Origin of the sequence: Afipia sp. P52-10 (genome assembly GCF_000516555.1) — a bacterium.
Classification (GTDB): Bacteria; Pseudomonadota; Alphaproteobacteria; order Rhizobiales; family Xanthobacteraceae; genus P52-10.
This window is the reverse complement of record NZ_AZSJ01000004.1, coordinates 291,174-304,053: the sequence shown is the minus strand read 5'-3', so window position 1 is coordinate 304,053 and position 12,880 is coordinate 291,174. Positions and strand designations below refer to the sequence as shown.

The following is a 12,880-nucleotide window of genomic DNA, read 5'->3' as shown; positions in this document are numbered from 1 at the left end:
TTTGATGCCGCCGGAAACACCCTGCCGGATGCATCAGCCATGTCGCTTCAAACGTCTGAGCCAACTGCCTCATGTGCGCCACGCAAGCGTGAAAGGCGAAATGCCGAGCGCCGGGTTTCGGCCTATATGCCGCCCGCGCAGTTGCGCGAGTTGATCGGTGGGGACGATCGCAGAGTGGCGCCGGACCGCCGTCGAAATCCGTTTCGACGCTGGCGCCGGATTCGCTTGGGCGGTCTTCCGGTCGCCGTCGTTGACCGGGCGCGAAGCGCGAAGGTGATGGTGGATGAGGCGCTGCGGCGGAAGGGACTCTGGCGTTATCCGGCGTATCTGACATCGACCAATGGCGAAGTCACCTATAACTGCGCGGTGAACAGGGAGTTGCGTTCGCTGTTCATGCAGGCCGATGCGATCCACGCCGATGGCATGCCGCATGTGTTCGTCTCGCGGCTGAAATGCAAGGTGGCATTGCCCGAGCGCGTTGCGACGACCGACCTGTTCAATGACGTCAATGCGGAAGCCGAACGCCGTGGTGCCACTGTGTTCATGCTGGGCGCCACCGAAGCGGTCAACAAGGCGGCGGCCGAGACAGTGCAGAAGCAGTTTCCGAACCTGAAGCTCGTCGGCCGCCGGAACGGCTTCTTCAACTCCCTCGAGGAAGAAAAGGCTGCCTGCGAAGAGATCGCAACGCTCGCTCCGGACATCCTCTGGGTTTCGATGGGCGTGCCCCACGAACAGTCCTTTGTCGTTCGCAACCGCCATCGGCTGACGTCCGTCGGCGTCATCAAGACCTCCGGCGGACTGTTCGATTTTGTTTCCGGTGCCAGAGTGCGGGCGCCGTCGTGGATGCAGAAGGTCGGCCTTGAGTGGCTGTGGCGGGCGTGGCTGGAGCCCGTGCGGCTGGGGCAGCGCTACATCAAGACCAATCCGCCGGCCCTCTATCTGCTGCTGACGCGCTCCGGCTGATCCGTTCGGCCCGTCAACCTGCTTGCCCGAAGCGCGATGAGGTCTTCAGCCTTATCGCGCTTTAGTTTTGCTTCAGGCCGCGGCGGGCTGTTGATCGATGATGACACCGGTCTCGATCTTGCGATTGCGCGCGAGCGCATCCAGGGCATCGGCCAGGCGCCTGGTGTCGTGTGTACGTCCTTCGACGACAAAGACTGCGAAGTCGACGTAGTCTGCCAAATGCGCGATGTCCTTCGTGGACTCGACAGACGTACCGTCGATGACGATCACGTCGAACTCCGATTTCATGTCCCCATGCCGCGCCCGGTCAGAGCTGTCGGGCTCGGACAGAAGCGAGCTCAACGACGAAATCGTCGTGCGCACGGGGACCGCGTCGATCCCGGTCGCAAGGAACGCAGACGTTTGCGACGCTGATCGCTGTTCGACTTGGATCAGCACGCTCAACATTCCCTGTTCAATGGCAAGTGCGTTCAGTGCATCGGCAATGGCGGTTTCGCCGGCAGGAGTGCTGCCGGTAAGGAATAGCACAACCTGCCCCCGGAGACCGCGGGACAGGGCGATCCTCTCCAGAAGTTCCGTCAGGTTGGCTTTGATCTCCGGCGAGGTGCCGTGCGTGCGGGGCGATCTGAATTCGCTCGCATAGGCCTTGGTCGGGATCACGCCCCAAACCGGCAGGTCGAGTGCGGCCTTGACCTTCGGGTCTTCGGCAAGGGCGGGCGAGGTAAGAACCGGCAGCTTCAAGGGCAGCATCGGCAATCTCGCACCCGTGATCGCAAGAGCGAGGGTAGCAGTGACGGCAGCCAACACCGAGGCAAGCGCAATGCCTGCAAGCAAGAGGGAGGTCGGCGGGCGATTGGGTCGGGCGGGGGCCGTCGCCAGCGAAACCACCTGTGTTTGCGAAGTCTGGAGCGAGCGTTGTTCGCTTGTCGTCTTGTAGCGGGCGAGGAATTGTTCGTAGATGCTTCGGTTTGCGTCGGCCTCGCGCTGCAGATCTTGCAACCTCACCGCAGCCTGGGCCGTCGTCAGCATCTCGGCCTCGACCGTCGCCAGAAGGCCTTCGAGCTGCTTCTGTTGATCGCGAAGGGTTTCGTAGTCGGATTTGGCCGCCTGAACGATACGCCGTCGTTCAGCCTCGATCTGGCGCCCCAATTCGTCCCGCTGATTGAGCGCGATGACGAGATCGGGATGCCGATCGCCGAACACGGCCCGCTTCTGTGCGATCTGGTCATTCAACTGCGTGCGCTGTGCGCGTAGCGTCGTCAACAATTCCGAACGCAATCCCATGGAGGCATCGACGTTCGCGCGCATATCTCGCTGCACCTGGTCATAACGCGCTTTGGCCTCTTCGGTGCGCAGTTTCGCGGCGGAGACTTGCTGGCTGAGCTCCGTCGCGCGGATCTGCCGCGTGGTGCTATCCCTTCCGGCGTCGACAATCCGATGCTCCGCCTTGAAGGCGGCGATGGCATCCTCGGACGTCTTGAGGCGATCGCGGAGGGCGTTCAAGCGATTGTTGAGCCAGTCGGCAGCTTCCTCAGTGGCAAGGGCCCGGGATTTCGCCTGGCTGGCGACGAACGCTTCGGCAATGGTGTTGGCGTATCGCGCGGCCTTGTCCGGATTGTTTGATGTGAACGAGATCGCAACCACGTAGGTAATCCCGCGGCGCGCCACGTCGAGGCGGCCACGAAACCGCGTCAGCAGCTTGGCGATATTCGTTTCGCCGCCCGATATCTCGGAATCGTTGGCGACATCGAGTTTCTCGATGATCGGAATCATGAATCCGTCGGATTTTGCAATTTCGATGATGCTTTGCAGCGCCGTCGTGTCCTGGCCGATGCCGGGCAGCACATCCTGCTCATTGGTGATCCTCTGCTCGCGCGGGTCCACCAGCACCAGTGATGTCGCGGTGTAACGGGCGGGAAGGACCATCAGCAGCACGGCGCCCAGCGTGAACAGCGCCAGCGCAGCCGCAATGATCTGGATGAGATTTCGACGGAGAATGCCGAAGAGGGCAGAAGGGGACAGCAGGATGCTGGCTGCGGAGCGCCTTGCGTCGGGAGCCTGGGTGTACGTGCCGCTTCCCCGCGGTGTGGGATTGGAGGGCAGCCGGTCAATCGGCCCCGTTGCCGCCTGCCTGCCCGACATCATACGCACTCCAGCTCAAGTCTCGTCCAAATCAGCACGCTCGGAGACGCGCCGACGGTAAGGATTTATGGTTAATCGACTGTTACGTTTGCGTGATTGAAGCCCCTTGAACGCGCATTCGTGTTGCGGCTCGTTATCGGGGATTGTAGGTAAATGCGTAAATAACGGCGGTTGCAACAGGGGCGGCCGCATCTCCGGCAGGCTTAACAAAAGCCTAATGAACAGGGCCGGTTTTAGATCAATCAAAATACAAAGGGTAAGGCCTTCGGTGGCTTATTACCCCACGTCTACGTGGTTGGGACGACCAGCCGTGTGTGTGGAGAAGTTTTCATTGTTGCTCGTGATACAGACCTCTGTGAGAGCACTCGCCAGGCGGGTTGGCGGCGATATCGCGCAGGCCTTATCCGGATCGATCCTGATCCAGGTTGGTGCCGGCGCTGCCTCCTTTGCGATGCTGTCGTTGGCTGCGCGTGCGATGTCGGCTCACGATTTCGGCCATCTCGCGATGTGGCTCAGCATCACGCAGATGGGAGGCGTCTTCGCGGTCTTCGGGCAGGAGATGTTCGTCCTCAGGTCGTTGAATCAATACGCGGCAGCGGACTCTCCCGAGCTTGCACACGGCGCGGCGCTGTTCTCGTTGCAGATCGTCAGCGTCATTCCGGTTCTGACCGCGACATGCCTGTTTCTCACCGGCTCCTTTCTGCTGCAGGAAAGCAAGAGCCTGATGGTCGCGGCGTCCCTGTATCTGGTCGCAAACTCCATCATTGCCTTTGGCAGTCATCTCGCCCGTTTCGCGGTGAGAACACTGCTGACCGATGGAACGCGCGAACTGCTGTGGAAAGGGCTGGTCGTCCTGGTGCTGCTCGTGATCGTGGGGAAAAAGGGCTCGATCGGTGAGACGGAATTTCTTTCGGTCGCCTGCGGTGCGCTGGCTATTGCGATCACAGTGCAGGGGATCATCGTCTACACGGCCTTTCCACGCCATCTCCTGGCAACCAAGCCGGCATGGCGGACCGGCGAATGGCTGCGTGCATCGTCGCATTTCTGGATCACCTCGATCCTTGAAGCCCTGAATCAGTACTTCGACGTGCTGGTGGTTTATTGGCTGCTCGATGCCCAGTCAGCCGGCGTCTACTTTGTCGCGACGCGTCTTGCGAATGTCTTCGGCACGCTCCTTTCGGCTGTGCATGCGTTTGCCACACGCCGGATTCCCGGCCTCTACTTCAACCGGAATATGGAGGAATTGAACCGCGTTCTGCTGAGCATGGCGGAAGTTGTTCTTCTGTGCGTGATCGGCGGGCTGCTCGTCGTCTGGGTGGGCGGCGGGCTGCTGTTGGGGTTGTTCGGTCCCTCCTTCGCCGGCGAGAAATGGACACTGCTCGTTCTGGTCACTGGCACGTCGCTCTATGCGGCCGGCGGGCCGGCGCCGGCGATCCTGATGATTGCAGGCTTCGAGGGCCGTTATCCGTGGATTTTGGCGGGAAGCATCGCCCTTAGGCTGGTTGGTTTCATCGTCCTCATTCCCTTCTTCGGCCTGATGGGCGCGGCGATGGCGGCGACGTTATCGTTACTGATTATGACGGTAACTATGAACGTCCTGTGCCGACGTTGGACCGGTATCGATCCCTCGGTGCTGGCTGTGGTGCGAAAGTTTCGGCGTTCGCGGATGATTGCCGCAAATTAGCTATTCATGAAGCACTGCACGATAGTTAGGGTGTTGATCGAGATATCACGATGAGCGCTCGCCCTAAACGAATCCTGCTGGTTCAAACGCAAGCTGAAAATGCCGGAGCGCAGGAGATCACGCGTCTCCTCGGTGGCGGCCTGGCCGCCCGGGGATATGACGTCCATAACCTGTTCTTCTTCCGCAAGTCGACCACTTTCACCGAGCCGCCGAATACAGCATATTGCGTCGATCAAAGGCCGTCCTCTCCGGCTTCGTTCCTCAGCTTCTGCAGGGCGCTTGCCCGGCAAATCCGTCACGCCAAGCCCGATATCGTTCTGACGTTTCAGCACTATGGCAACATCCTTGCCGGTCCGATTGCGAGGCTTGCGAGTGCGGCGCCGGTCGTTGCCAATCAGGTGTCGGCGCTTCCGACGATGAGCCGATTGGTGCGGACGGCTGACTACTGGCTCGGCATGGCCGGGTGCTTCAAGGCCGTAACGGTGAACTCCCTCGATGTGAAGCGCGTGTACGAGGCCTATCCCAAGCCGTACAGCCGCAGGCTTGTCTACGTTGCGCATGGCTTCGAGGAGAGGGTGTCTAAGCTGACACCAGAGCAGGCTCGCCGGGAGTTTGGTCTCCCTGCTGACGTAACGTTACTTGGTTGTGTTGCGAGACTGCATCCGCTGAAGCGGCTCGATATTGCAATTCGGATGCTGCCGTTGCGTCCGGCTTGGCATCTCGCATTGCTCGGGCAAGGGCCCGATCGCGAGCGGCTTGAAAATCTGGCCTCCGAGCTTAAAGTTGCTGACCGGGTTTACTTCGTTGGCGAAGTTGCTCCCACGCGGATCGGTGATTTTCTCGCAGCGCTCGATGTCTTCGTCTTTCCGACGATCGCGGAGACCTTCGGCTTGGCGGCCGTGGAGGCGGCGCAAGCCGGCGTTCCGGTTGTTGCGAACGGATTGCCCGTTCTGCGCGAGGTCTTATCTGTCGAGGACGAGCCCGCAGCTGTGTTTGTCGATGCGAGCAGCCCGGAGAACCTGGCGGCCGCGACGGCAAGCGTTCTGGAAAGCGAAAGCTTGAAAGCCGCGTTGCGGCAAAGTTCGCAGCGGCTGAAGAGCAGATACTCTGTTGATGCAATGGTTGACGACTACGAACGGATCTTCGAACAAATCACCTAACACCTCGCCGGCAAGAGCATTTGCCGGGCATGTTTCAAATGATTCTTGAACTCCGCTTTGACCGGTCTCGCCCGCGGACTTGGATGGAACGCGCCATTCGCGCCCTCTCCAAGGATGATACTGCGGTGCAGATTGCATGGGTCGATGACAGCGCGCCCAAGCCCGCCGGTTTGGACTTTCTGTTCGACCTGGAGCGCATGTTGTTGAAGCGAGGCGCTGTCGACGGCTCGCGCGCTACATCGGTCGGGGTGATCGACCGTGGTTCGTCCGCCGGGCAGACCGCCGACGTCGTCATCGATTTTTCTTCCGAGCTCGTCACGCCTACAGGCCTGTCCAAGCAGCGGTTCAAACCGCTCTATAACGGCATAGCGGGCGAAAACGGCCTGCTACAGGCGATCCTGGACGGCGATCTGCCGAGGATCGATATCGTTGACGAAAGCCGGTCTGTCGTCGTTGCCAGTGCTTATCCGTCAGCGGAGGCCGCGCAAGGCTTGAGCGGTGCGCTGGATACGGTAATGGCACGCACGATCACCTTGCTAAGCGGACTCCTGTCGGGCGGACTGGCGGTTTCTGATCAACATGTCTCTCGTCGGTCCGTCGATGCTGCCGAAGTACGTTCGCCTGTCCCTTACGTATTGGCTGGGTTGACCCGATCGCTCGCACGAGAAATCTACCGGCTGTGTTGTTATTCACCGCACTGGCACGTCGGATGGCGCATGGTCGATGGCGGCGGTGTTTGGGAGCGAGGAGATCTGTCGGGGGTGGCTTGGCGTGTCGCTCCAGATCCCGGCATGCGCTTCTACGCGGATCCATTTCCGATGACGTGGCAGGGCAAGACTTTCGTCTTCGTGGAGGAACTCGATCACCGCGTCGGCAAGGGTTTCATCTCGGCGATCGAATTCGACCAAACGGGTCCGACGGCCGCGGCGATGCCGGTGTTGGAAGAGAGTTGGCACCTGTCGTATCCATTCCTGATGGTCCATGACGGTTCACTCTGGATGATTCCGGAAGGCATGGCGAGCCACGAGGTCGCGCTCTATCGATGTGTCGATTTTCCGCATCGATGGGAGCGGCATGCGACCTTGCTGTCCAATCTCCAGCTGTCAGACGCGACCGTTACTGAACACAACGGACGATACTATATGTTCGGCACGCTTTGGGACGGTGCCGGTGGCTACTCCGATACGTTGGCTATCTATCATGCGGATAGCCTGTTGGGACCTTGGCATCCTCACGCCAAGAACCCCGTACTGATCGATCGTTCCAGCGCGAGGCCAGCTGGTGCATTCGTGAAGAGGGGAGATCGCCTGTGGCGTCCGATTCAAGATTGCAGCGAGGGCTACGGCAGCGGTCTTGCGCTGGCCGAGGTCGTCGAGCTTTCTCCGGATGCATTTCGTCAGACGGTGCATCGGAGGCTGAAGCCGAGCCAGCAATGGCCCGGCCGCAAGCTGCATACACTGAATCGGTGCGGTCGGCTTGAGGTCATCGACGGAACGACCATTCGTCCGAAGCTGTTTCCGCACCTGTTCGTAAAGTGACGCGAACGACAATTATCGTTGAAGGCTGAAGCGTTGCAGCAGCCAGCCGAGGATCAAGCCGAGCGTTCCTCCCGACATTTTGACGACCGCGTCGAACAGACGGCCATGGCGCGAAGGGGAGGCAATCTGCAGAATTTCCAGCAGGAATGCGGCTCCCAGGACGATGATCAGCGTCAGCCAGAAATGTCTCGGATAGGCCGCGGCAAACACGAGCCCGATCGCAGCGAACGCAAAGAACCGCTCGATGTTCGGCGGCATGCCGCTTTCCGGTCGGAGCTCGATGGGGCTGAGCGTCGCAAACGCGATCATCGCCAGGCTCGTCCAGGCCAGAATGCGGAAGATGGTCGGGTTCATGTGTCCCATTGATCGCTAGCGACTATCGATATTCCGATGGCCCCTATTCGCGTCAGGGACCGTGCGCCTTGGTGCGCGTGTGTAGCCTATCCGGCTCTTCGTTGGCATGAACTTCCGGAACATCGTAAACGAGTTTCCGAAAATTTCCTTCAAAGTTTATGCATCTGGAACTTCCCAACGTTTCGTTTCATGTGGGGTTAATAATTGTTGGTTCGGATTGCTCTCTCTTAACCTAAACCGGAACATCACTGATCAATAACGCGCGCAGAGAACGCAGACACGTTAGAATGCTATCCCAATAATCGCTGCAAGAACTCAACGCAAAAATCCGCGGCGGACTGGAGCGCGTCATGAATTCAATGAGCATGAACACGGACATTATTGCCAACTGGCAGCCGCAGCATGAGCGCCTCTTCGGCCATCATGCAATCAAGCTGCAGCATCGCCTTGCAGAGACGGGCCTTTTCACCAGAGAGGCGCTTGGCCGCCTGATCGAGCGTTGTCCGAAGGGAGAACTCGGTCTCGAGTCGATGGGCACGGAAACCGACAATCCTCATCGGTTGTATGGTGAGTTGGGTGGAGCAACCGGCCTTGAAGCGATCGAAGCCATCGAGAAGGGACGTATCTGGATGAACATCCGTCGCGTGATGGATTGGGCTCCGGAGTATCGCGACTTGCTCAACAAGGTGTTCGATGAATTCCAGGCGCGGATGCCAGGGTTCACTACCTACAAGCGCAATATCGGCGTGCTCATTTCGTCACCGAACGCAAAGGTCTACTATCACGCCGATATTCAGGGGCAGTCGCTTTGGCAGATTAGCGGCGTCAAGCGCGTCTATATCTATCCTCAGTCGGAAATTTTTCTGAATCCGAGAAACATCGAGAAGATCCTGTTGCGCGAGACGGCGGAAGATATGCCGTATCAGAATTGGTTCGATGATTACGCGACAGCTTTCGATCTGCATCCGGGAGAGATGCTGACTTGGCCGCTTTATGCTCCGCACCGCGTGCAGAACCACGACTGCTTGAACATCTCGGTCACCATGGAGCACTGGACGGATCCGATTTGGCGGTCTTATGCCGTTCACTACGGCAACGGAGTCCTGCGACGGGCCTTGGGACTTCAGAAGCTATCGACGACCAGCGATGGATTGTCTGTTTATCCGAAGGCCGCCTCAGCGCTGGTTTGGAAGAAGCTTGGTCGGCAGATCAAGGGCGACGTTATCAAGCGTCGGGATTTCCGGATCGATGCTTCGTCACCGAATGGCCGTAGAGACATTGCCGAGGCTTGATCGGCAGCAGGTGGGGCGACTTTCATGCTGGCAATCAGCGCTGACTTGTTGCGCCTCGACGTCGTTGTCGGCGTAGAGGAGAGTTTCGACTTTCTGTCCGAGGAGTACCGTAGTTTCTTCAACCTGCATCGGGGGACTGTTTTTCAGTCTCCCGTCTGGATGGACTTGATCCACAAGCGGCTCGTGGCGAATCTGTCGGCCAGGCAGCACACTATAACGGTTCGTCGGCCCGACGATGGGGCGCTGTTGGCTGTGATCCCTACAGTTGTGCAACGCGCAGCGAAGGTCGATGTGTTGCAGCCTGCCGATTTCGGCGTCTGCGACTACAATTGCGTGGTGGGAGACCGGATCGTCCTCGAAACGCTTGCGAACGATCCGTCGGCTGTCGCGCGTTTCGACGCTCTCGTCGACGACGCGCACGTCCTGCTGTTCCGAAAGATCAGGGACGACGGGTTCGATCCCGCGCGGCTCTTTAGCCGGACGACCACGACCCGCTGCGACAATGCCGCGTATCACAGCGAGGTAGGGAATGACTTCGAAGTTTGGCAGCGCCGCACCGTTCGGCGTAAGTTTTCGAAGGAGCTGGGGCGCCTCGCGCGTCAGCTCGAGCGGGAGGGCGGATCTTATGAGCACCGGCCGGCCCGCACGGAGCAGGAGGTGCGGGAGGCTTTCGCGTTCTTGAGAAAGGTCAGGGGTGGTCGTTTCGATTCCGATCTTCTATCGCAGAACGTCTACTGGAGTTTCTATTTGGATTTTGCGATCGCCGGCTTGAGTTGCGGCGAGTGCGTGACCTATGTGAGCTATCTGGGCGGGAAACCCGTCGCCGTTCTGTTCGGGCTCGCGGGGGAGGGGCAGTTCCATGCCGTGCTCAACGGGTTCGATGCCGAGGGGTATGGCAAGTACTCGGTCGGTCTGCAGATCATCTACCGCGTTATCAAGCTGCGGTTCGATCAAGGGTTCCAGCGCTTCGATATGGGGCTGGGTAACACAGGTTACAAATCGCATTTCAGGGTCGAGGAAACGACGCTTCATAACTTCACGCGGGCCAGCACGCTCAGCGGCTCAGCGTTTTCGTTCATCTATCACCGGGCAAAGCCGATCAAGAATGCGTTGAAGCGCTATGTGCCACAACTGCGCTAGTCGCGAGGTCAGCTAACGTGAACGCTCAAGGCGCGGTCCACCGGTTGTTCGGCTTGCTGAATGTTGCTGCGGTGCGGAGCATGGTCAGTGTGTTCGGCCTGAAGGCCGTTATCACCGTGTTGAACTTTGCACTGATTACTCTTGCTGCCCGCAAGTTGGGAACGAACGAGTTCGGCAGCTATTCGGTTCTGTTCTCTGCGGCAGGGTTGTTGAGCATCGTTGCGACGCTCGGCCAGCAGGTGCTGGTGATGCGCTTCTGGAGTGAGTACACGTCCAACGCGCGGAGCGATCTTCTCAAAGGCGCCATGATATTCAGCCTCGCCGTCTGTCTGGCGGGCTGTGTTCTGGTCGGTGTTCCGTTCTATGCGTGGGCATCTGCGACTTACTCCGTCCCAGTCGGACTTGCTGTGACGTGTTATCTCGTGGCGCTGTCGATGGTTCTGACCTCGTCGCATCTCGTGAGAAGCGCAGTGGGGGTCGAGGCCGGCGATGGCATCGGCAATCTTCTCTTGCTTGGCCCGCCTACGGCATATCTCGGGCTGTGCATGGTATCGGGGCAGGCCGCGGATCTCGCTCTGCTGTTCACGATCATGGCCGCCGGCGCAGGAATCGCCGTGCTTATCCATGCGGGAGTGACGTATCGGACAATCGTCGCACGATTTCCAACGATCATTCGCGACAGGGCGGCTTTTCAGGTGCGGGAATGGAGTAGCCGCTCGTTCAAGCTCTGGATGTCGAATGGGCTCGAGGCCTCCAACCAGTACCTCGATGTCCTCGTCGTCGGCTATCTCTTGAGTCCGACCGTGGCGGGCGCTTACTTTGTCGTATCGCGTGTTGCGAATATCTTCTCGATCGCGACCGATGCGATCCACATGTTCTCGACCCGGTATATTCCGGGACTGTTCTACCGGCGGCAATTCGATCAGCTGAATCGGATGCTGGACATGGTGGCGTGGGTCATTCTTGCCGTTGTTTTCGGCAGCATGGCTGTTATCGTCGCGGGTGGTCCGTGGCTTTTGGGCATCTTCAACAGCACCTATGCATCCTATCATGGAGCCTTGATCATGTTGTCGATCGGCGTGGCGGCCCTCGCGTCAGCCGGCCCATCCGGATCGCTCCTGATGCTGACCGGACATGAGGGGCGCTACTTGCTGATCGTCGGTGCGATCGTTGCCATACGTGTAACCGGTCTGCTCGTGTTGATCCCGCTGTTCGGCGTGATGGGTGGTGCAACGGCGACGGCGTCTTCGCTGTTGCTGATGGCTCTGCTGTTGCGAGGCTCAGCAAAGACGCTCGTCGGCATTGACGGTTCCGTGCTGCGGCTTCCAGGATACCTGCATCGTTTTCAGCAGAATTCGCTGCGACCGGCGGAATAGGCGTTCGCTGTCGGCGACCCGGATCAGCGACGATCGCGGGCCTTGTATATCGAATCCAATATCGGCGATATGACGGGTCGCGGAGCGGACCGCGCTGCCGCATGAAATAGGGGTATCATGAAAGCTGTGTTGCAATACCGCGCGAGCCCCGAGTTCGCGCGCCGTCTTGCCGCTGTGGCGCCGGATTGGCTTCAAGTGACGATCGTCGAGGAGGTGGATAAGGCCCGTTTCGCGCGTGAGATGCACGATACGGACGTTCTGCTGCATGCGCTAGAGCCGGTAACGGCCGAGGTGATCGCCAATGCGCCGCGGTTGAAGCTGATTCAAAAAATCGGTGTTGGCGTGAACACGATCGATCTCAAGGCCGCTGCCGCCGCCGGGGTGAAGGTCGCGAACATGCCGGGGACGAACAGCCAGGCGGTGGCGGAGATGACGCTAGCTTTGCTGTTCGCGGTACTGCGTCGGATCGTATTTCTTGATGCGCAGACGCGGCAGGGACAAGGTTGGACGCTGCCGCTGGATGCCTTGGATAGGGTGGGTGAGATCGCAGGCCGGACGGTTGGCTTGGTTGGCTTTGGCGAGATTCCGCAGCGCCTGCTGCCGGTGTTCGAAGCGCTCGGTGCCACTGTCGTCTATACAGCCCGGACACGAAGGCCGGATGCGCGGGCCCGCTGGTGTTCTTTGGACGAGTTGCTCACGGTCTCTGACATCGTGTCTTTGCATGTCCCATTGACCGAGCAAACGCGCCATATGCTCAACGGCGATAGCTTCGCCTCGTTCAAGCGCGGCAGCATTCTGATCAATACCGCGCGCGGCGGCTTGGTCGATGAAATCGCTCTCGCTCGGGCTTTGCGCGATGGTCAACTCGCAGGGGCGGGCCTTGACGTGATGGCGTCCGAACCTCTGCCGGCGCACGATGGTTTGACCTCATTGCCCAACGTGGTGCTTGCACCGCATGTGGCATGGCTTACGCCGGAAACGCTCGACCGCAGCCTGATCGTGGCGATGGAGAATTGTAAACGACTTCGAGCCGGACAGCCATTGTTGAATGAGATTCGCATCTGAGCTCTCGTGCGCAGCGCATTGATGGCATGTGACAATCGGAAGCGCGAACGTCTGGCGCGTCGTTGCCGGGTGTTTCTTTGCACGGTCAGCGTGTGAGGTCTCCACAGGGGAACCTGAGCTCATTGTAATTCGCCTATTGAAATCCAGCCCCGTTGAAGATGCCGGG

At 59.5% G+C, this 12,880-nt stretch carries 10 protein-coding genes; 8 read left to right on the top strand and 2 right to left on the bottom strand.

Annotation, left to right across the window (positions count from 1 at the left end; all coding sequences use genetic code 11):
- Positions 1–39: 39 nt before the first annotated feature.
- Positions 40–963 (top strand): WecB/TagA/CpsF family glycosyltransferase, encoded by a 924-nt coding sequence (locus tag X566_RS16270; protein WP_051444261.1) that lies wholly within the window; start codon positions 40–42, stop codon positions 961–963.
- Positions 964–1,035: 72 nt separating this feature from the next.
- On the opposite strand, the gene X566_RS16265 is transcribed toward X566_RS16270, so the two are convergent.
- Positions 1,036–3,108: a GumC family protein gene (locus X566_RS16265; RefSeq protein WP_081740274.1), complete on the bottom strand. Its 2,073-nt coding sequence runs from the start codon at positions 3,106–3,108 to the stop codon at positions 1,036–1,038.
- A gap of 307 nt (positions 3,109–3,415) precedes the next feature.
- On the opposite strand from X566_RS16265, the gene X566_RS16260 reads away from it, so the two are divergent.
- From X566_RS16260 to X566_RS16250, 3 genes are all read left to right on the top strand, one after another.
- Entirely contained in the window at positions 3,416–4,789 is a 1,374-nt protein-coding gene (locus X566_RS16260) for a lipopolysaccharide biosynthesis protein (protein WP_160170487.1), read from the top strand.
- Between the two features lie 50 nt (positions 4,790–4,839).
- Positions 4,840–5,949 carry a glycosyltransferase family 4 protein gene (locus tag X566_RS16255; RefSeq protein WP_034469375.1) on the top strand — a complete coding sequence of 370 codons (1,110 nt, stop codon included), beginning with the start codon at positions 4,840–4,842 and terminating at the stop codon, positions 5,947–5,949.
- An 83-nt stretch (positions 5,950–6,032) separates the two neighbouring features.
- A complete protein-coding gene (locus tag X566_RS16250; protein WP_244434808.1) occupies positions 6,033–7,487 on the top strand; it encodes a hypothetical protein in 1,455 nt (484 codons plus the stop codon).
- A gap of 12 nt (positions 7,488–7,499) precedes the next feature.
- Here X566_RS16250 and X566_RS16245 read toward each other — a convergent pair whose 3' ends face one another.
- A complete protein-coding gene (locus X566_RS16245; RefSeq protein ID WP_034469370.1) occupies positions 7,500–7,841 on the bottom strand; it encodes a VanZ family protein in 342 nt (113 codons plus the stop codon).
- Between the two features lie 350 nt (positions 7,842–8,191).
- On the opposite strand from X566_RS16245, the gene X566_RS16240 reads away from it, so the two are divergent.
- From X566_RS16240 to X566_RS16225, 4 genes are all read left to right on the top strand, one after another.
- The gene (locus X566_RS16240) at positions 8,192–9,133 is read left to right on the top strand and encodes a hypothetical protein (RefSeq protein ID WP_051444259.1); all 942 of its coding nucleotides are present in this window, start codon (positions 8,192–8,194) and stop codon (positions 9,131–9,133) included.
- Between the two features lie 24 nt (positions 9,134–9,157).
- Positions 9,158–10,273: a GNAT family N-acetyltransferase gene (locus X566_RS16235; RefSeq protein WP_034469365.1), complete on the top strand. Its 1,116-nt coding sequence runs from the start codon at positions 9,158–9,160 to the stop codon at positions 10,271–10,273.
- Between the two features lie 17 nt (positions 10,274–10,290).
- Positions 10,291–11,649 (top strand): lipopolysaccharide biosynthesis protein, encoded by a 1,359-nt coding sequence (locus X566_RS16230; protein ID WP_034469363.1) that lies wholly within the window; start codon positions 10,291–10,293, stop codon positions 11,647–11,649.
- Positions 11,650–11,766: 117 nt separating this feature from the next.
- The gene (locus tag X566_RS16225) at positions 11,767–12,714 is read left to right on the top strand and encodes a 2-hydroxyacid dehydrogenase (RefSeq protein ID WP_034469360.1); all 948 of its coding nucleotides are present in this window, start codon (positions 11,767–11,769) and stop codon (positions 12,712–12,714) included.
- Positions 12,715–12,880: the final 166 nt, after the last annotated feature.